21 protein-coding genes and 1 tRNA gene are annotated in these 18,692 nt (G+C 29.4%); 6 read left to right on the top strand and 16 right to left on the bottom strand.

Going from position 1 to position 18,692, the window contains the following annotated elements; genetic code table 11:
- Window positions 1-7: 7 nt before the first annotated feature.
- A tRNA-Leu gene (locus BLU40_RS04375) sits at window positions 8-89 on the bottom strand.
- A gap of 126 nt (window positions 90-215) precedes the next feature.
- Here BLU40_RS04375 and BLU40_RS04370 point away from each other — a divergent pair.
- Window positions 216-1,604 (top strand): dipeptidase, encoded by a 1,389-nt coding sequence (locus BLU40_RS04370; protein ID WP_090120096.1) that lies wholly within the window; start codon window positions 216-218, stop codon window positions 1,602-1,604.
- Window positions 1,605-1,673: 69 nt separating this feature from the next.
- On the opposite strand, the gene BLU40_RS04365 is transcribed toward BLU40_RS04370, so the two are convergent.
- A complete protein-coding gene (locus BLU40_RS04365; RefSeq protein WP_090120094.1) occupies window positions 1,674-2,459 on the bottom strand; it encodes a hypothetical protein in 786 nt (261 codons plus the stop codon).
- A gap of 195 nt (window positions 2,460-2,654) precedes the next feature.
- The gene (locus tag BLU40_RS04360) at window positions 2,655-3,218 is read right to left on the bottom strand and encodes a PhnA domain-containing protein (protein WP_090120091.1); all 564 of its coding nucleotides are present in this window, start codon (window positions 3,216-3,218) and stop codon (window positions 2,655-2,657) included.
- A 256-nt stretch (window positions 3,219-3,474) separates the two neighbouring features.
- On the opposite strand from BLU40_RS04360, the gene BLU40_RS04355 reads away from it, so the two are divergent.
- The gene (locus BLU40_RS04355; RefSeq protein WP_090120086.1) at window positions 3,475-4,578 is read left to right on the top strand and encodes a DUF4407 domain-containing protein; all 1,104 of its coding nucleotides are present in this window, start codon (window positions 3,475-3,477) and stop codon (window positions 4,576-4,578) included.
- A 13-nt stretch (window positions 4,579-4,591) separates the two neighbouring features.
- Here BLU40_RS04355 and BLU40_RS04350 read toward each other — a convergent pair whose 3' ends face one another.
- From BLU40_RS04350 to BLU40_RS04325, 6 genes are all read right to left on the bottom strand, one after another.
- Window positions 4,592-5,311, bottom strand: a complete 720-nt coding sequence (locus BLU40_RS04350; protein WP_090120084.1) for a tRNA-uridine aminocarboxypropyltransferase — start codon at window positions 5,309-5,311, stop codon at window positions 4,592-4,594.
- Window positions 5,312-5,350: 39 nt separating this feature from the next.
- Window positions 5,351-5,560, bottom strand: a complete 210-nt coding sequence (locus BLU40_RS04345; RefSeq protein ID WP_090120082.1) for a DUF6500 family protein — start codon at window positions 5,558-5,560, stop codon at window positions 5,351-5,353.
- A complete protein-coding gene (locus tag BLU40_RS04340) occupies window positions 5,557-6,228 on the bottom strand; it encodes a DNA alkylation repair protein (protein WP_090120080.1) in 672 nt (223 codons plus the stop codon). Before BLU40_RS04340 ends, BLU40_RS04345 begins: the two co-directional genes overlap by 4 nt.
- A gap of 1 nt (window position 6,229) precedes the next feature.
- Window positions 6,230-7,549 (bottom strand): S28 family serine protease, encoded by a 1,320-nt coding sequence (locus BLU40_RS04335; protein ID WP_090120078.1) that lies wholly within the window; start codon window positions 7,547-7,549, stop codon window positions 6,230-6,232.
- Window positions 7,550-7,669: 120 nt separating this feature from the next.
- The gene (locus tag BLU40_RS04330) at window positions 7,670-9,460 is read right to left on the bottom strand and encodes an aminopeptidase P family protein (RefSeq protein WP_090120076.1); all 1,791 of its coding nucleotides are present in this window, start codon (window positions 9,458-9,460) and stop codon (window positions 7,670-7,672) included.
- An 86-nt stretch (window positions 9,461-9,546) separates the two neighbouring features.
- Window positions 9,547-11,130 (bottom strand): aldehyde dehydrogenase (NADP(+)), encoded by a 1,584-nt coding sequence (locus BLU40_RS04325; RefSeq protein WP_090120074.1) that lies wholly within the window; start codon window positions 11,128-11,130, stop codon window positions 9,547-9,549.
- 162 nt (window positions 11,131-11,292) lie between these two features.
- Here BLU40_RS04325 and BLU40_RS04320 point away from each other — a divergent pair, with 162 nt between their 5' ends.
- Complete coding sequence (locus tag BLU40_RS04320) at window positions 11,293-12,135, top strand: AraC family transcriptional regulator (protein ID WP_090120072.1); 843 nt, start codon at window positions 11,293-11,295, stop codon at window positions 12,133-12,135.
- On the opposite strand, the gene BLU40_RS04315 is transcribed toward BLU40_RS04320, so the two are convergent.
- Genes BLU40_RS04315 through hemW form a run of 4 tightly spaced genes read right to left on the bottom strand, consistent with a single transcriptional unit; the run spans window position 12,136 to window position 14,556 of the window.
- Window positions 12,136-12,498: an MmcQ/YjbR family DNA-binding protein gene (locus BLU40_RS04315; protein WP_090120069.1), complete on the bottom strand. Its 363-nt coding sequence runs from the start codon at window positions 12,496-12,498 to the stop codon at window positions 12,136-12,138.
- The gene (locus BLU40_RS04310; RefSeq protein WP_090120066.1) at window positions 12,495-12,785 is read right to left on the bottom strand and encodes a hypothetical protein; all 291 of its coding nucleotides are present in this window, start codon (window positions 12,783-12,785) and stop codon (window positions 12,495-12,497) included. Before BLU40_RS04310 ends, BLU40_RS04315 begins: the two co-directional genes overlap by 4 nt.
- Entirely contained in the window at window positions 12,786-13,394 is a 609-nt protein-coding gene (locus BLU40_RS04305) for a DUF4230 domain-containing protein (protein WP_090120063.1), read from the bottom strand.
- A gap of 34 nt (window positions 13,395-13,428) precedes the next feature.
- A complete protein-coding gene (gene hemW / locus BLU40_RS04300; protein ID WP_090120061.1) occupies window positions 13,429-14,556 on the bottom strand; it encodes a radical SAM family heme chaperone HemW in 1,128 nt (375 codons plus the stop codon).
- Window positions 14,557-14,672: 116 nt separating this feature from the next.
- On the opposite strand from hemW, the gene BLU40_RS04295 reads away from it, so the two are divergent.
- Window positions 14,673-14,960: an antibiotic biosynthesis monooxygenase gene (locus BLU40_RS04295; protein WP_090120059.1), complete on the top strand. Its 288-nt coding sequence runs from the start codon at window positions 14,673-14,675 to the stop codon at window positions 14,958-14,960.
- Here the strand turns inward: BLU40_RS04295 and ruvC are convergent, their stop codons facing one another.
- Window positions 14,961-15,512 carry a crossover junction endodeoxyribonuclease RuvC gene (gene ruvC, locus BLU40_RS04290; RefSeq protein WP_090120381.1) on the bottom strand — a complete coding sequence of 184 codons (552 nt, stop codon included), beginning with the start codon at window positions 15,510-15,512 and terminating at the stop codon, window positions 14,961-14,963.
- A 24-nt stretch (window positions 15,513-15,536) separates the two neighbouring features.
- Between ruvC and BLU40_RS04285 the strand changes: the two genes are divergently transcribed.
- Together BLU40_RS04285 and BLU40_RS04280 are read left to right on the top strand one after the other, a co-directional pair.
- Window positions 15,537-16,499 (top strand): lysylphosphatidylglycerol synthase domain-containing protein, encoded by a 963-nt coding sequence (locus BLU40_RS04285; RefSeq protein ID WP_090120057.1) that lies wholly within the window; start codon window positions 15,537-15,539, stop codon window positions 16,497-16,499.
- Window positions 16,496-17,620, top strand: a complete 1,125-nt coding sequence (locus BLU40_RS04280) for a glycosyltransferase family 2 protein (RefSeq protein WP_090120055.1) — start codon at window positions 16,496-16,498, stop codon at window positions 17,618-17,620. Before BLU40_RS04285 ends, BLU40_RS04280 begins: the two co-directional genes overlap by 4 nt.
- On the opposite strand, the gene BLU40_RS17830 is transcribed toward BLU40_RS04280, so the two are convergent.
- Window positions 17,621-17,755: a hypothetical protein gene (locus tag BLU40_RS17830; RefSeq protein ID WP_262493697.1), complete on the bottom strand. Its 135-nt coding sequence runs from the start codon at window positions 17,753-17,755 to the stop codon at window positions 17,621-17,623.
- Between the two features lie 6 nt (window positions 17,756-17,761).
- Window positions 17,762-18,421: a tRNA (5-methylaminomethyl-2-thiouridine)(34)-methyltransferase MnmC2 gene (mnmD, locus tag BLU40_RS04275; protein WP_090120054.1), complete on the bottom strand. Its 660-nt coding sequence runs from the start codon at window positions 18,419-18,421 to the stop codon at window positions 17,762-17,764.
- Window positions 18,422-18,692 lie beyond the last annotated feature (271 nt).

The following is an 18,692-nucleotide window of genomic DNA, read 5'->3' as shown; positions in this document are numbered from 1 at the left end:
TTTTTTGTGCGGGCGGAGAGACTCGAACTCTCACACCTTGCGGCACTAGATCCTAAGTCTAGCGTGTCTACCAATTCCACCACGCCCGCTTAATTATTGTGGATGCAAATATACACAATAGTTTAATATTGCAAAGTACATTTCAAAAAAATATTTTGCAATTCTAAAACCAAATAAAAAAGTGTATTTTTGGATAAAACAAATCCGAAAAATTAATGGAAAATATTAAAGCATACGTTAATCAACATAAAGATAGATTTATTAATGAATTGATAGAATTATTAAAGATTCCATCAATAAGTGCAGACAGTGCATATAGCCAAGATGTATTGAATACTGCTGAAGCTATAAAAGACTCACTTTCTAAAGCAGGCTGCGATAAAGTAGAAATTTGTGAAACACCTGGCTACCCAATTGTTTATGGAGAAAAAATTATTGATTCTAAGTTACCAACTGTTTTAGTATACGGACATTACGATGTTCAACCAGCTGATCCAATTGAACTTTGGACTTCTCCTCCGTTTGAACCTGTTATAAAAACTACTGATAAACATCCTGATGGTGCCATATTTGCACGTGGAGCTTGTGATGATAAAGGTCAAATGTATATGCACGTAAAAGCATTAGAATATATGACAACACAAGGAGAATTACCTTGTAATGTTAAATTTATGATTGAAGGTGAAGAAGAAATTGGTTCATCTAGCCTAGCTTGGTTTGTAGAGCGCAACCAAGAAAAACTATCGAACGATGTTATTTTAATTTCTGATACGGGAATGATTTCTAACACACAACCATCTATAACTACAGGTTTACGTGGTTTAAGTTATGTAGAAGTAGAAGTAACAGGACCAAATAGAGATTTACATTCTGGTTTATATGGTGGTGCAGTTGCAAACCCAATAAATGTATTAACTAAAATGATTGCTTCATTACACGATGAAAACAACCATATTACTATTCCTGGTTTTTATAATGGTGTTGAAGAGTTATCATTAGAAGAAAGAGCTGAAATGGCAAAAGCTCCATTTTCTTTAGAAGCATACAAAAATGCGTTAGATATTGAAGAAGAATATGGAGAAAAAGGTTACACAACTAACGAGCGTAACTCAATACGTCCAACTCTAGATGTAAATGGTATTTGGGGTGGTTATACTGGTGAAGGTGCAAAAACAGTTATTGCAAGTAAGGCATATGCAAAAATATCTATGCGTTTAGTACCAAACCAAGATTGGGAAAACATTACAGAACTGTTCACAAAACATTTCGAAAGTATTGCTCCAAAAGCAGTAAAAGTTAAAGTAACACCTCATCACGGTGGTCAAGGTTACGTTACACCAATAGATAATGTAGGTTATAAAGCTGCAAACAAAGCTTATACCGAAACTTTTGGAATTCCTGCAATTCCACAACGTTCTGGAGGAAGTATTCCAATTGTAGCTTTATTTGAAAAAGAATTAAAAAGCAAAACAATATTAATGGGCTTTGGTTTAGATAGCGATGCTATTCACTCGCCAAACGAACATTTTGGAATTTTCAATTATTTAAAAGGTATTGAAACTATTCCTTTATTTTACAAGTACTTTGTAGAAATGAATAAATAATAATTCTATTTAAAAAATCTAGTTAAAACAAAAAAGCCAGTAATTTAAATTACTGGCTTTTTTAAAATCTTAATTTTTTTTCTTTACAGCTTTATTAACATCAATAAATTTAATTACTTTATAAATCCGCACATTACGTTCACCAACATAATTCTCTTTCCAATCTGCATAAAAATCTTCAGGAAAATCCATATCCGGAAAATCATTTGGACCTAATGCATCTTTCAATGTAGAAAATATATCATAAGAAAAAGTTTTATACTTAAACTCTTCAGATTTTGGAGTTAATATTAAAGAATTTCCCCATCCTTTAACATTCGTTTTGCCTTCATCCATTGCTTTTTTAAAAAATGGCTTCACTTTTTCTGCTTCAAAATTTAAATGCCACCAAGTATTTTTCATATTATGATAATTAATACGCATATATTTAAAATCTCTTTCAGGAACAACATCTACCCCTTGAATATGGTTTCCTAAATCGCGTAGAAAAATTTTATCCGTAGTAGAGCTTATTTCTCGAGCATCCATATCCTTAAACTTCATTTTTGGAAAAAGTTTAGTTATACTTTTCCAGTCTACTTCTTTATCAATATCTACAAAAGTATTTATTCTTAAAATATTTGGTTCGTTTAGTTGATTTTCTCCACCTACTCTTTTTAACACTGCCCAATAAGTTAAATTTCCCTTTTTCATTTCACTTTCAGCAAATTTACTCCAATAAACAACCTCTCTATTAATGTAGTCATCCATATCTTTAGGAGCAACATACCTATATTCGTGAGTAGTAAATTCTTGCGCATTAATACATACTAAATTAAATAATGCAACAAACAGAACAACAATAATTTTTCTCATAATAATAAAAGTTTAGGTTAGTACTAATATATTTTAAATATCAATTTCACTTTTTATTATTGGGGCTGGGGAATACATTTTTAAAGCTAATTTTAAAAACTTTAATCAACCTACATGGGAATTAATTGTATTAAATATAACAAAAAAGCCTGTAAATAAGAAATTTACAGGCCATTATCTTTGTAACTTTATTACTTAAATCTTTTTAACGTAATCTGTTATAATTACAATTTGAGTTGGTCCAACTTTACCTTCAATATACTTTTCGTTATCTCTATCTAAAGAAATTCGTCTAACAGCAGTACCTTGTTTAGCTACCATACTAGAACCTTTTACTTTTAAATCTTTTATTAAAACTACAGAATCTCCTGCCTCTAAAATAACACCATTTACATCTCTATGTATAACTTTATCCTCTTCAACCTCTCCTTCACCAGTAGCTTTAGCCCATTCTAAGTTTTCTTCATCTAAATACATCATATCCAACAAATCTTGTGGCCAACCTTCAGCACGCAAACGCGTTAACATTCTCCAAGCCACTACCTGTACAGCAGTAACTTCGCTCCACATACTATCGTTTAAACAACGCCAGTGGTTAGCATCCATAGTTTCGGCATCTTCTATTTGAGAATTACATACAGCACAAACAGCAATACTTTCTTTAGATGGCTCAACAGCATAAGCCTTTAAATTCTCGTCTGAACCACACAATTCACACATACCATTACTTCGTTTTTCTAACTCTCTCGATAAACTCATTCTTTTTATTTTTTTGAAATGCAAAAATACACTTATTAAATGAATCAATTACAATTTGGGTGTTCCTTTTCGTTACTCTCAAAGTCGGGCTATACGCTACAAGTCCTCGCTAACGCTGTGGGCTTTTCACTGCTATCCCTAACACAATAAAAATTTAATACTTTAGTTTTTATATAAACTACTTCTATCATTTAACATTTCTGTAATACAATAACTTTAAAAATTTAACGTTCTTTGCATAACAAACTACTATGTTATGCTTAAACAATTCTTTTGGATGTGCTCTGGTGCAGACACAACTATATTAAAAAACAGCTCAATAGCTGAACAAAACAAATTTGCAGGAATTGGAGGCACTGTGTTTTTTACAGCTGTAATGGCATTTATAGCATCGGCTTATGCACTATATACAGTATTCGACAATTATTATACTGCCATATTTTTTGGTTTAATTTGGGCATTACTTATTTTTAATTTAGACCGTTTTATAGTTTCAACAATTAAAAAAAACGATAGTAAATGGAAAGAGTTTATACAAGCAGCACCTCGTTTAGTTTTAGCAATTATTATTGCCGTTGTAATTTCAAAACCATTAGAACTAAAAATATTTGAAAAAGAAATAAATCAAGTATTACTAACTCAAAAAAACGACCTAACACTTGCAAATAAAACTCAAATAGCAACTCAATTTACACCCGAAATAGAAAAAATTAATTCAGAAATAAATGCATTAAAACAAGAAATTGAAGAAAAGCAGACAGAAACTGACAACCTATACAACACGTATATTACAGAAGCTGAAGGCACTGCTGGCACTAAATTATTAGGCAAAGGACCTGTATACAAAGAAAAACGCGACAAACACGATGCTTCTCTTACTGAACTTCAACAATTAAAAACAACTAATAATGCTAAAATATTAACAAAAGAAAACGAAATTAATCAATTAACAACCATACAAAAACAACAAGAAACCGCAACACAACCAATTATTGATGGTTTTGATGGTTTAATGGCTCGTGTTAATGCTTTACAGCAATTACCTTGGTTACCTTCATTTTTTATATTTCTATTGTTTTTAGCTATAGAAACCTCACCAATTATAGCAAAGTTAATTTCACCAAAAGGCGAATACGATTATAAACTACAGGATATTGAAAACTCCGTAAAAACTTGGATAACACAAAAAGAAAATCAACGTAAAAATGTGCTAGATACGGATGTTGCTTTAAACCAAACTATTTATAACGATTTGGCTACCGAAGAAGAGATTTACAATTACAAAAAACAAAAAGCACGCGAAATTTTACAAATGCAGGCCGATGCCTTTCATAAAAGTCAAAAAAGTATTATTGGATAACTGACATTTAACTTTATTCAAAAATAATACGTCCTTCAGTTTTATTCTTATACAGGTTCTTAGAAGTAATCTCACTACCTATATTTGAACATTCGTTTTTATTATTTGGGTCTAGCATATATTCTATTTGATACTCAACCATTTTTTCAAAAGGAACAAGAAAATCTTTCGTATTGCATTGTTCTACGTTACCTTCTTTCAATAAATTTAGAACAGTATAAACGGACTCAATAGTACTAAGGCAAAGAGGTGCTGGTTGCTGCTTAATAATAAATTTCGATGTTATTTTATTATCAAAACTCACTCTTTGTAGTTTTTGTAGGTTTTTACTTAATTTAAGCATTTTACGAGCGCAAGGCCATGTACCATCAAGTATAAATATGTTTGGGGTTTTACCCATAAATAAATTTATTTCTGATTCTTTTCGTACAGACAAGTTGAAACTATCTTTTCCAGGATACAATAAAAAAGAACTACTTTTTTTGTTTGTAAGTATTTCATTTACACGTTTATTATTACTAAAATCGACACCAACTATAATTTCTGAATTTTCAAGTTGAAGCTTAGTAATATGTCCCGTTCCGCTTTTTTCTTTTCTGTACTCTTTCGGGTGCATAAGTATAATAAAACGAGTCTTAGTTTGAAAAGGACTAATATGCTTACAAATACATGTGTTCGAAGGCCTCTTACACTTATAACATTCGCGCCTTGGATTTTCTATTTCTTCATTCAAAATAAATACCTCCTTATTTAAAAAACTGGTTCTAATTAATTATAATACAAGCTCTTTTATTTTAACAGCCTTTTCAAAATGGTCAAGCTTGTGTGTTTTAATCCACCATTCTGCAGCTTCCATTAAAAGCTCTGGGTTATCGTTTTTATTTTTAAAAAACGCATAAAATGATATTCCAACATTATCTCCTTTTTTAGCAATTTTAGTATTACAAACCTTAATTATTTTATCTTTTAATTCTGGACTCATAGCTTTATTAATCTTAATGCTTCTTTTTTACTTAATGAATGTAATTCTGTTTTTTCCACAAAATCTAATACCCAATTTGGATTTGTTCTACTGTATTCTCGTAATACCCAACCTATGGCTTTATTTATAAAAAATTCTTTAGAACCTAATAAATAATTTATTGCTTTACTTAACAAAATTACATCAATGTCTGTTTTATATTTTAATTGAAATAACAATGCACAACGTTGTAACCAAAAGTTAGAAGAATTCAACCATTTACCTACGTAAAATTCTTTTTGCTCAGGATACATTTTAAAATAAGTACCCATTAATTTTACAGCAATAAAATCTACCGTATCCCACCAAGAATTATTTATAACCATAAATTCAAACAATGTAATATCTTCAACCTTAAATTGCTTGTTATATTTAAAAACTAACTCTTGCGCAAAGTAATGAAAATCTCGCTGTGGTTTACTCCAAAGTTCTTTTACTAAACTTTCTAATTCTTCCTTTTTGGGTAAATAAGCCTTTATTAAAAAAGGTTTCTGAACCTCTCTCCTTTCAGGAGATTTTAATCCATAAAACTCAAATTGATCTCGTAAATAAGACTTTTGCTGCTTAGCAACTTTAGGGTTCTCATTTTTTTGAAATTCAAATTCTAATGTTTTTATGAATTCGTCCATATTACTTTTCTAATGGATGAATTGTAACACTATACCCTAACCAACTTTGCAATTTATTATACATACGTTGTTGATCTTCCTTAGAGAAATTTTTTATACGAGTACTATGTGGAGCTCCTTTTAACACCATTTTTAAAGCATCTACATGTGGTTTAGGATTTGGAGCACAAGCACCCCAAGTATCATATTCTCCATAAACATATAAAATTTTGTTTCCTTTATTTTCTACAAAATCACGGACTTCTTTTATATAATTTGGATTAAACGTTAAGTCTGTATTTTTTGGTGCAAATCGTAAATTAGTAGGCTTATGTACAACTTTTAATAAATCTTTTACCGGAGTAGTATCAAACCCGTAATAACCTAACTCCGTCATGTGTTGATAATATGATGGCAATAAATCAAAGTACGTTTTATCGTTATAAAAACTAATACCCACAATGCTATTTATATAACTAAACAACACCTGTGGTGTTGCGGTTTCACCTGGAATAGAACCACAATTACCGCCCCATTGCCAAAACGAAAAAGGAAATTCTAATACAGCATATTCCAATGCTTCTTCAGTAGAAACCTCGGTAAATTTCATATTCTTATCAATAGCGTATGTTTCAATTTCATTTAAAACCTCTGCTCTATTACTTAACACTAAACGTTGAAATTGTGTAATCTTATCTCTACACTCTTTTGTTCCGACAGTATTAATATGTTCTTCTGTTTTCAAATCTTCTTGACCATTAATTAGTGGCGCAACATAAGGAACGGCAACTTCAACATCCCAAGGGTATTTAGACTTATAAATCAATACTGTTTCGCCTCCTTTGCTAATTCCTGTAGAAATAAATTTACCAGAATACAAACGTCTTAAACGTGTATTTATATAATGATAATCTTCAATTGCCTGATCGTTTTTTAAATACTCCCAAGGAATTGGATTTGGACGCGATTTACCGTAAAATCGATATTCTATTTGAACCTGATTTCCCTTAAATATTTTAGACAACTCATATGTTCTTGGGGTAGCACTATACCCTTCAGTAATAAAAACGGTTGGCATTTCTTCATCTACGTGCGATAAATAAATATGATGCTGAAAAGTACCTGCTTCCTTATTATTATGATCTAAAGGTTGTTCTAAAACAATATGATATGCGCTTGTAAAATGATCTTTGGCTTCCATTTTAGAAATTTCGGCATTAGGAAACACCTTTTCTAATTGTTGCTTAAAGGTTAATATTTCAACAGGTTCTAATTTTACTCTACAACTAGAAAATAAAACCGTTACAGCTACAAATAAGAAAACAGACTTAAATAATTTCATATAATAAATTATTAATTTTTAAACATTTTTATTAGGCTTAAATTTACATCAATAATAATGCCTAGCAAATTTATAATTTCATAAAAAAGCCAAAACAAACGTTTTGGCTTTTTTATGAAATTACAATGCTTTACATTTTTCCTTTAACCAATCTTTTTCACTTGGTTTTAATTTAGTTGAAAGCGTATTGTACACTTTTTCGTGATAATTATTTAACCAATCAATTTGACTTTTTTCTAACAATGTAACATCAATTAATTGAGTATCAATTGGAAAAACTGTTAAAGCTTCAAAACCATAAAATTCGCCAAAATCATTAATTTCATTTACTTTAGAAACTACTACATTTTCAATTCTAATTCCGTAAGTATCTTTTTTATAACAACCAGGTTCTATAGTTGTAAACTGATTTGGTTTGTGAGCTTCAGCACCTCTTGAGGTTGTCATATTAGACGTAAAACCTTGTGTTGGTTCGTGTACCATACCATAACTTCCAATTCCGTGACCCGTTCCGTGAGGGAAATTCAATCCTTGTTTCCACAAATGCATACGAGCAAAAGCATCTAACTGCATACCAACAGTTCCTTTTGGAAACTGCATTTGATCCAACTCAATATGCCCTTTTAAAACTGAAGTATACGCCGTTTTAATTTCTTCGCTTACTTCTCCGCCTAACCAAACAGTTCTAGTAATATCTGTTGTTCCATTTTCGTATTGTGCACCACTATCTATTAAAAGTAATCCTTTATTTTCTACCATAGCAGAACCTTTTTCTGGCGCTGTATAATGAATTATTGCTCCGTTACCTTGATACCCAACAATACTCGCAAAAGAATCGTCTTTATACAACGGTTGTTCTTTTCTAAATGAAGTTAGTTTTTTTCCAATTTCATATTCTGAAATTGCTCTCTCTTTTAATTCATCTTCTAACCACATAAAAAACTTAGTCATTGCTAAACCATCTTTTAACATACACTTTTTAGTGTTTTCTATCTCAACTTCATTTTTAATGGTTTTTAATTGCTGAACTAAAGATTGTTGAAAAATAATTTCACCCTCAATAGCATCAAAAGAAGCGTAATTTAATGAAGCTGCATCCGTAACAATCTTTTTGCCTTTACTTAATTCAGGTAATTTATCTGCAATTAAATCATAATCTAATACTTCTATATTTAATGTATTAAATACTTCAATTAATTCAGAAGAATATCGGTTTGTATCGCTAAACAAATACGATTTTTCTTTACCAACAACACCGTAAGCAGTAACTAAAGGCGTAAAATCTATATCGGTAGAACGGATGTTAAACAACCAAGCAATATCATCTAAACTAGAAAGCAAGTAATAATCTGCTTGTTGATTTTCAATTTCGGCTTTAACTTTATTTAATTTTGAAGCTGTGCTTTCTCCACTAAATTCTAATGAGTGAACCTTAACCTTTTCTGAAGGTAATGCTGGTCTATCAGTCCAAATTTCATTAACTAAATGTGGCTGATGATTTAAAACTATATTTTTTGGCGTTGAAAAACCTAATAAATAATCTATTTGAGATTTTGAAAATTGGCGGTAATCTAAACCAATCACAGCATTTTCTGCCAACTCATTACAAATCCAAGGAATATGTTCTGGTGCGTGTGGTACAACTTGTTTAAATAAATGAACATCTGTTCCTGCACATTCTTGCTCAACTTGTAAAAAATAACGCCCATCTGTCCATAAAGCAGCCTCATTTGCTGTTACCACCAATGTTCCTGCAGAACCTGAAAAACCAGAAAAATAAGTTCTAACTTTCCAATAATCACACACATATTCACTTTGGTGAGGATCGGTTGATGGAACTATGTAAGCATCTAATTTTAATGCTTTCATTTTTTCTCTTAACTGCTGTATTCTTGTATTTATAATGTTCATTTTATATAATATTATAGCTATGTAAATCTCTTTTATATTTCTACTTCAAAATTAAAGATTATTTAATCTTTAAAACTTAAAATATGTTAAATTTTAGCCATTGTTTTTTCACCATTAATTTCTCGTGAAATTTGCAATGGATTTTCATTTTTCAATTCGCTTGGCAATAAATTATTTGGCCAATTCTGATAACTAAAAGGTCTAACCCAACGTTTTATTGAATTTACCCCAACTGCCGTAAACCTACTATCTGTTGAAGCTGGGTAAGGACCACCGTGAACCATTGAATTACAAACCTCAACACCGGTTGAAACTCCGTTAAAAATTAATCGCCCTACTTTATTTTTCAATAATTCTATAGAATTTTCAAACTCTACGGCATCATCACCTTCAGAAATAATTGTACCCGTTAGTTGACCTTCTAAATTTCTAATAATTTTAGTTAATTGTGCTTTGTTTTCACATTGCACTACTATTGAAAACGGCCCAAACACTTCTTGATGTAATTTTTTGTTTTGTAAAAAAGTTTCACCTTCAACAGTTACTATTATTTGCTTGCCATAATTTTTTAAAACTTCTTTATTTTGAATGGCAACAGTAGTAACTCCTTCTTCCAATTTAGCTTCATTACTTTGTTTCTCATAAGCACCAATTATTGTAGGATGCAACATACACGATGGTTCAATTTTTATAATTTCTTCACCTAAATTTCTAATAAACTTAGTTAAACTGTTACTTTTTATGCCTAAAATTAAACCTGGATTTGTACAAAACTGCCCGGATCCTAAAGCAATGGAACTTGCATATTGTTTTGCCCAAAATGTTGATTTATGTTTTACAGCATTTGGTAAAATAATAACTGGATTTACGCTTCCCATTTCAGCAAAAACTGGAATAGGTTCTTCTCTTTGTGAAGCTAAATCATACAAAGCTCTTCCACCTTTAAAACTTCCAGTAAAACCTACAGCTTTTACTTTAGGATGCTTTACCAAAGTTTCTCCAACTTCAATTCCCTTACTATTTAAATTTGAAAAAACACCATTTGGCATTCCTGTTGTTTCAGCAGCTTTAATTATTGCTGAAGCTACTAATTCGCCTGTGCCTGCGTGCATTGGATGCGATTTTACTATTACTGGGCAACCTGAAGCCAATGCAGAAGCTGTATCGCCTCCAGCTGTAGAATAAGCCAATGGAAAATTGCTAGCTCCAAAAACTACAATTGGACCTATTGGCACTAACATTTTACGTATATCTGGTTTCGGGTTTGGTTTTCTATCTTCGTTTCCTGTATCTATTGAAGCTTCTACCCAATCTCCTTTTTTCACCAATTCAGCAAAAGATTGTAATTGAAAAATGGTTCTTGTTCGTTCTACCATTGCTCGTTCTTTTGTTAAACCAGATTCGTTAACATAAGTATCTAGTAATTCATCTCCTAAGTTTTCAATTTCATTGGCTATTTCAAGTAAAAATTTACTTTTTTCTAATCCCAAAACCTTTTTATAACTAAAAAATGCTTCTTCTGCCAATTCAACGGCTTTTTCAATTTCAATTAAACTAGCCTCAGTATGTACTACTTTATTCTCTTTATTTAATTGCGGGTTGAATGTTTTAAATGTATTTTTTCCTATAGACGACAATACATTGCCTATATAATTTTTACCTGTAATCATTAATTTTAACTTGAAATTCTTAATCAAATATAAGTTTTAAAAGCGTTTAAATTGCCATATTAATATTCAAAAAATGTAGATTTATACATAAAACAATATTATTTTAACATTTTTTATTATTTTTGGAGCATTACTGACTAATATTTACAAAGTTCTACCTATATGAAGGTGTTACCATTTACAATTCCAAAACCAGAGAATGTAACTTTATTTGTTGAGAGTTATAAGGATGAAACTTTTTACGAAAAGCTTCACCAACATAAAGAAATTCAAATAAGTATTGTTACTGAAGGAGAGGGAACTTACGTTATTGGAGATCACGTTGGTGATTTCAAAAAGAATGACATTTATGTTATTGGAGAAAATTTGCCGCATATTTTTAAAAGAGACGAAGGTTTTTTGAAAGAAACAGAAATGATTTCTATCTTTTTCTCTAAAAATTCTTACGGCGAAACATTTTTTGATTTACCTGAATTTGACCATATGCAATCGTTTTTTAGCGACATAAGTTTAGGTATTAAAGTAAAATCAAATAAAGATGTGTTGCTTCCTTTATTAATGACCATTAAAAATGAAGCGAAGTTTGAGCAATTTTTAAACTTTTTAAATATTTTAAATATTATTTCATCGTCTGAACGTCAAAAATTATCATCGCTTATTAATTTAAAAAAATATGCTGGTAATGAAGGTAAACGTATGAGTGATATTTTTCAATACACTATGAATAACTTTCATAAAGAAGTTAGTTTACACGATGTTGCTGACATTGCAAATATGACTCCAAATGCTTTTTGCAGGTACTTTAAACAACGTACTACTAAAACTTTTGTAAACTTTTTAATTGATATTAGAATTGGAAATGCGTGTAAATTATTAGCTAAAAATAATGATTTAAGTATTACTGAAATTTCATATAAATCTGGGTTTAATAACTTAGCTAATTTCAACAGAAAATTTAAAGCGTTAAAAGGCATAACACCTTCTGAATACAGAAAAAAGAGATAGTTAATTTTTAATAAAACCTAGTTCTCTTTGCATTTTTTTAGTTAATCCACTTACAACTAAGTTGTATGAATGGTCTATTAATTCTTCAATAAAAACAGTTGATAATTGACCTTCAATACAAACCGTATTCCAATGTTTTTTACTCATATGGTAACCAGCTATTATATCTTCATTTTCTTCACGAAGTTCAATTGCTCTTTCTGGGTTACACTTTAAATTTACACTTGCCGGACGTTTTTCTAAACTACATAAAGCAAACATTTTTTCGGCAACCTTAAATACCAATGTTTGCTCGTCGAAAGGAAAGCTTTCGGTAACATACTTTTTAGATAAACAATATTCTCTTAGTTGCTCTACATTCATTTTTTTTGAATTTTTAACAATGCAAAATCTAATTCTTCAATAGCATCTTTATCTTTAAAAGCTAACTTTTTTAATTGTATATTCAATTTTAAGTCAACATAATTTGGCTTTGCAATATCGTGAATATACATTGCTACATCAATTTCTGTTGAATTTGGGAATTTTTCAATTTTTGAAATTATTTCTAAATAATTAGCTTCAGTAGTTTTAGCAACCAATTTCTCTAAGGCCATTTCAACTAAAAAAACACTATGATTTGTTAAGTATTCTTCAATCAACTCGTCCATTTAACCTTCTATTTTTTCTTGCGCCTTAGATAAAACCAATTGTGTGTAATTTAACGACCACCCAGAAGTTTCTATCATTTTTTCTATCATTAAAATAGTGTCCAAGGCCTCCTTACTCGCATTATTTAACAAACCACTTTCTGGTATTTTATCTATAATAAAATTTTTAGCCTCTTTATTTAAAATTGTTAAATCTTCTGCATTAAATTTATTAAAAAAACCATCAGATTTATCATAATACTTTACATCTGTTTCTACAGTTAATACTTGCGGTTCAGGAAAATGCGTTAATACAATTTCTTTTTTTGAAGTATTTGCTTGTAACTGAATTTTAGACAAATCGAATCCAACATGTGCTTTTGCGTTAACCAATAAAATGGCTTTCTTTTTACCTGTAAGCAACCCAAAAAATTGATTTTTAGTATCTTGGTAATGATAAATTTCTGCAAAATCGCCTTCAACTGAAATTAATTTACAAACGCTTTTTATTTTTTCAATTAATACCGCCGACTGATGTTCAATTTTCTGTACGTTCTTTTTTTTATTGAAGAGTGAAATTAATCCAAACATTAATATTCCTCCTAAAAAAATTCCTATAAATAGTTCCATAGTTTTTTGCTATTAATCAAAGATAACAATTGTTTTAAACTTTAAATAAATCACTTGCAATACCATCTGCTAAAAACTTACCTTTTTTTGTTGTTACTAAACAATTTTCAGCATTAATTTCTAATAAACCTTGTTCTATAAAAGACTTAGAATTTTCACTTAAATAAGTAAAATAACTGGTATCAAAATGTTCTTTTACCTTTAATAAATCTACACCCCAAATTGTTCTTAAACCTGTCATAACAAGCTCATTAAACTGCTCATTTTCAGATAAACTTTCAATTTCTAATGGTAATTTATTTTCTTTTAAAGCGTTTACATACTTTATATTATTAGAAATATTCCAAGCCCGCTGCGTTCCATTAAATGAATGCGCTGATGGACCAACACCTAAATAAGGCTTACCTAACCAATAGGAAGTGTTGTGCTTTGAAAAATAATTCGGTTTTCCAAAATTTGAAATTTCGTACTGAACAAATCCCTTTTTTTCGGTTTCTTGAACCAACATATTAAAATGTTCTAAAGCTACACCTTCATCAACACCAGGCACTTTCCCTTTTTTAATAAAATTATGCAGAGCTGTTTTTTCTTCAACAGTTAATGCGTAACTAGAAATATGCGGTACTCCAAAATCAAAAGCTTGTTGCAAGTTACTTTTCCATTTTTCTGAGGTCATATTTGGAACTCCGTAAATTAAATCGATTGTAATATTATCGAAGTACTTTAAAGCCTCTTCCAAACATTTTTTAGATTCAGAAGCATTGTGTGCTCGATTCATAAACTTTAAATCGTCATCAAAAAAAGATTGTATTCCAATACTTAATCTATTTACTGGAGACTTAGCCAATTCTTTAATTTTTTCTGAAGACAAATCATCTGGGTTAGCTTCTAAAGTAATTTCAGCAGAAGCAACAACACTAAAATTCTTATAAATAACCTCAAATATGGAATTCAATTCACTTAAACTTAATAGCGAAGGTGTACCACCACCAAAATAAATAGTTTCAATTTTAGTAGAGCCTATTTCGTTTTTACGAAGTACTAGCTCCTTTTCTATCCCTTTCAGTACTTCATTTTTATATTTTAATGAAGTTGAAAAATGAAAATCGCAATAGTAACACGCTTGTTTACAGAATGGTATATGAATATATATGCCTGCCAATTTTTTGTTTTTTGTTAGCGATAAATGTACGCTTTTTCTAAAAAAAAGACCAAAAGATGATTTATATTAGCTTTTTAACGCGCATTGCATGGTACATTTGAGTAAATACCAAAATTATGTACACTCATATCGTATCATTTAAAGTAAAAAAAGGCGAAGGAATTTCCTTTGTAGAACTTCAACAATTTGAAGAGATAACAGAAGCTAAACCTGCCGGATTGGATCATTTTCACATTTTTAAAGATAGAAATGAAGAGAATCGCTTTTTTTTAGTAGAATACTGGAGCTCTAAAGAAGATAAGGACAGGATGGAAAATTCTAAAGAATATCAGCTTTTTAATGAACACCGAAAATTAGTTATTGAAAAAAAATACGAAACTTTTGAATGCGATGTAATTATATAATTATTTAACTCGTTTTGCATTCTGTTTTACAAAAGAGTCCCAACCTGTATAATTTTTTCCTGTAGTAACTTTACCACTATTATAAAAATGACAAACGGCTGCGGCTAAACCGTCTGTTGAATCTAAATTTTTAGGCATTTCTTTAATTTTAAACAAACTTTGCAACATTTTTGCAACTTGTTCTTTACTTGCATTCCCATTACCGGTTATGGCCATTTTAATTTTTTTAGGTGAATATTCGGTAATTGCAACTTCTCGAGACAAGCCTGCTGCCATAGCAACACCTTGCGCTCTACCAAGCTTTAACATAGACTGTACGTTTTTACCAAAAAAAGGGGCTTCAATTGCAATTTCATCTGGATGATATTCATCTATTAAATGAATAGTACGCTCAAAAATGTGTTTTAGCTTTACATAATGGTCGGTATATTTTTTTAGATTTAATTCATTTAACTGAATTAACTCCATTTTTTTATTTACCACCTTAATCAATCCAAACCCCATAACAGTGGTTCCTGGATCTATACCTAATATAATTTTTTCTGAACTCAATATTCCGTTTATTTGTAAAACCAAATGTACAACAACTTACATAAATATAAATACTACTTTATTCTACTTTTAAAACTAGTAATTGTTAGTGCTGCTATTTATTATATTTTTGAAAAGTTAACTAGTAACACTAATCTTACTCTACAAGAATTTCAACAACAATTAATATTACTAACTAGCAATAACATATGGCTACTAATAGCATTATTACTTTTTACAGATGTTAATTGGTTTTTAGAAATATTTAAATGGAAATCTTTAGCATCTCAAGAACGCAAAATTTCTTTTTTTGAAGCTTACAAACAATGTTTTGCTTCGCTAACAGCTTCCATAATTACACCTAATAGAATTGGAGAATACGGTGCTAAAGCTCTTTTTTTTGAAAAAGAAAAACGCAAAAAAATAATGGTATTAAACTTAGTCGGAAATTTGTTTCAACTTATTTCTACGTTATTTTTTGGTATTATTGGACTTGCTTGTTTCTTTTTAAATTACAACATAAAAACTCCTTATATCTCACTAAAAAACCCAATATATATATTACTAATTAGTGTGCTTTTTATTAGTTCTTTTTTTGTGCCAACTATTAAAAAACAGATTGTTTCAACACTAAATAAAACACTTAATTACCTTAAACAAATACCAAAAAACATTCACTTAAAAACGATAACATTTAGCATTGCTAGATATGTTATTTTTAGCCATCAATTCTATTTTATTTTAATACTTTTAAACACCAAAGTTGATTATTTTACGTGTATGCAGCTTATATTTTCTATGTATTTATTAGCATCTATAATTCCAAGTATTTCAATTTTCGATTGGGCAATAAAAGGCTCAATTGCTTTATGGCTTTTTAGTTTTGTTTATGTAGATAGTGTAACCATATTTTTTACAACTACTTTAATGTGGATTCTAAATTTTGCAATCCCTACATTAATTGGAAGTATTTTTGTTTTAAATTTTAAAGTACCTGTTAAAAAATGATTCTTGTATCTATATTAATTTTAGTAGTGTATTCTATCCTAATTTTATCATTTATAATTGGTTTTGATGCTATTGATTTTTTTGATGAAAAAACTGAACCTAAAAATGAATTTTCTATTATAGTTCCGTTTAGAAATGAAGAAAAAAACTTACCTAGATTACTTCAATCATTTTCAAATTTAAAATATCCAAAACATTTATTTGAAGTTTTACTAGTTAACGACTACTCTCAAGATTCTTCTGTTAAAATTATTGATGAATTTATTTTACAAAACCCACAACTAAACATTCAACTTCTTAAAAATAAAAGAGCTTCAAATTCACCTAAAAAAAACGCCATTAAAACGGCTGTTAAAACGGCTAAATTTAATTGGTTAATTACTACTGATGCAGATTGCGAATTACATAAAAATTGGCTAGAAACTTTTAATAGCTTTATTGAAAAAAAGCAACCTTATTTTATTGCTGCACCTGTAGTTTTTAAAACTAAAAAAACATTTTTAGCTATTTTTCAACAACTAAACTTAACTAGTTTAATTGGTTCTACTATTGGTTCTTTTGGAATTAATAAACCAATAATGTGTAACGGTGCAAACCTGTGTTACAGAAAAGATATTTTTATTAAAATAAAAGGTTTTGAAGGTAATTCTAAAATTGCAAGTGGAGATGATGTTTTTTTACTAGAAAAAATGGTGAAAAAATATCCTGAAAAAGTAATGTTTTTAAAATCTAACAACGCTTTAGTTAAAACAAAAACAGAAAACACTTGGAAAGCTTTTTATAATCAACAATTACGATGGGCTTCAAAAAGTAGCGCATACGAGAACAAATTTTCTCAATTGATTAGTATTTTTGTGTTTTTACAAAATTTTGTAATTATTCTTTTACTAATTTCATTGCTATTTACAACAAATTATTGGCTTCCTTTAGCAATCAGTTTAATAGTCAAATTTTTTATAGACTCTATTTTAATAAGTAAAACCGAACATTTATTGAATGTGAAAAGTGCTTTTTTTCACTATATACTAAGCAGTTTATGTTATCCTTTTTTTGTTTCTACAATTGGGCTTTTAGCTCAATTTAACACCTATACTTGGAAAGAAAGGAATTACAAAAAATAATTATTTACCCAAAAAACCAGCAATAAAATCTTCAGCATTAAACCATAAGTAAAGAATTAAAAATAAGGCTAATACTAAAATAAAGCCTCGTTTATAATTTGGTTTTTTACGTTTTCTTATTCTTTTAAACTCCATAATATATTATTTAATTGCACGTAACATTTCTCGTTTTCCTGGTGGGCCAGCTAATCTTTCTACCTTAAAACCTACCGCTTGCATGGCTCTTCGAACACTTCCTTTTGCACTATACGTTACTAAAACTCCACCTTCTTTCAAGGAGGCGTACATTTTTTCAAAAATCTCTTCAGTCCATAATTCTGGTTGAACTCTAGCTCCAAAAGCATCGAAATATATTAAATTGAAATAATCTTTAGTATCAATTTCTTTAAAAAACTTTTGTTCTTTTTTTAAAATAAATTCTTCTGAAATTTTTATTTCTTCCTCCCAATTACTTGTATGTAATACATCAAATTCTTTTTGAAATTTACTAGCACTCAATTCTTCAACATAATTTAGCTTTTCAATTTCAGATTTTTCAACAGGATAAGCTTCAACACCTGTATAATTAACTTTTAAATTAAGTTTTGGAGCTTCTAACAGTGTAATAAAACTATTTAAACCTGTGCCAAAACCAATTTCAAGAATATTAACATTTGTGTTAGAAAATAATTCTAATCCGCTTTTAATAAATACGTGTTTAGCTTCTTGAATTGCTCCGTGTTTTGAATGGTATTGTTCATTCCACTCGGGCATATGTATGGTTGACGAACCATCTCCTGTTATAATTATCTCTCTTTTCAAAAAAATTAATTTTCACAAAAGTATTAAAAAGAACGGTTCGTACACTAATTAAATTCATTTTAAAAACAGCTAAACCAACTTATTTCTATTGAAGTAAATAAATGAATTATAACCTTTTATGATTTTTATCATAAACAAAATTTAAAGTAGTGCTTTATAACAATAATGTATTTTTTGATTAACCTAATACTTTTTTAAACACTATTAACTTTTAATTATTGATAAAAAGGTAATTAATGCATTCTTCTAAATATTTTTTAATTAAAAAATT

The sequence above is a fragment of the Lutibacter oricola genome (genome assembly GCF_900106565.1).
Classification (GTDB): Bacteria; Bacteroidota; Bacteroidia; order Flavobacteriales; family Flavobacteriaceae; genus Lutibacter; species Lutibacter oricola.
The sequence above is the reverse complement of the archived record's forward strand: the minus strand, read 5'-3'. Positions and strand labels throughout refer to the sequence as shown.

Coding starts and splice junctions, on each gene's coding strand:
- BLU40_RS04370 (WP_090120096.1), top strand. CDS start 216: ATGGAAAATATTAAAGCATACGTTAATCAACATAAAGATAGATTTATT.
- BLU40_RS04365 (WP_090120094.1), bottom strand. CDS start 2,459: ATGAGAAAAATTATTGTTGTTCTGTTTGTTGCATTATTTAATTTAGTA.
- BLU40_RS04360 (WP_090120091.1), bottom strand. CDS start 3,218: ATGAGTTTATCGAGAGAGTTAGAAAAACGAAGTAATGGTATGTGTGAA.
- BLU40_RS04355 (WP_090120086.1), top strand. CDS start 3,475: ATGCTTAAACAATTCTTTTGGATGTGCTCTGGTGCAGACACAACTATA.
- BLU40_RS04345 (WP_090120082.1), bottom strand. CDS start 5,560: ATGAGTCCAGAATTAAAAGATAAAATAATTAAGGTTTGTAATACTAAA.
- BLU40_RS04340 (WP_090120080.1), bottom strand. CDS start 6,228: ATGGACGAATTCATAAAAACATTAGAATTTGAATTTCAAAAAAATGAG.
- BLU40_RS04335 (WP_090120078.1), bottom strand. CDS start 7,549: ATGAAATTATTTAAGTCTGTTTTCTTATTTGTAGCTGTAACGGTTTTA.
- BLU40_RS04330 (WP_090120076.1), bottom strand. CDS start 9,460: ATGAACATTATAAATACAAGAATACAGCAGTTAAGAGAAAAAATGAAA.
- BLU40_RS04325 (WP_090120074.1), bottom strand. CDS start 11,130: ATGATTACAGGTAAAAATTATATAGGCAATGTATTGTCGTCTATAGGA.
- BLU40_RS04320 (WP_090120072.1), top strand. CDS start 11,293: ATGAAGGTGTTACCATTTACAATTCCAAAACCAGAGAATGTAACTTTA.
- BLU40_RS04315 (WP_090120069.1), bottom strand. CDS start 12,498: ATGAATGTAGAGCAACTAAGAGAATATTGTTTATCTAAAAAGTATGTT.
- BLU40_RS04310 (WP_090120066.1), bottom strand. CDS start 12,785: ATGGACGAGTTGATTGAAGAATACTTAACAAATCATAGTGTTTTTTTA.
- BLU40_RS04305 (WP_090120063.1), bottom strand. CDS start 13,394: ATGGAACTATTTATAGGAATTTTTTTAGGAGGAATATTAATGTTTGGA.
- BLU40_RS04295 (WP_090120059.1), top strand. CDS start 14,673: ATGTACACTCATATCGTATCATTTAAAGTAAAAAAAGGCGAAGGAATT.
- BLU40_RS04285 (WP_090120057.1), top strand. CDS start 15,537: ATGTACAACAACTTACATAAATATAAATACTACTTTATTCTACTTTTA.
- BLU40_RS04280 (WP_090120055.1), top strand. CDS start 16,496: ATGATTCTTGTATCTATATTAATTTTAGTAGTGTATTCTATCCTAATT.
- BLU40_RS17830 (WP_262493697.1), bottom strand. CDS start 17,755: ATGGAGTTTAAAAGAATAAGAAAACGTAAAAAACCAAATTATAAACGA.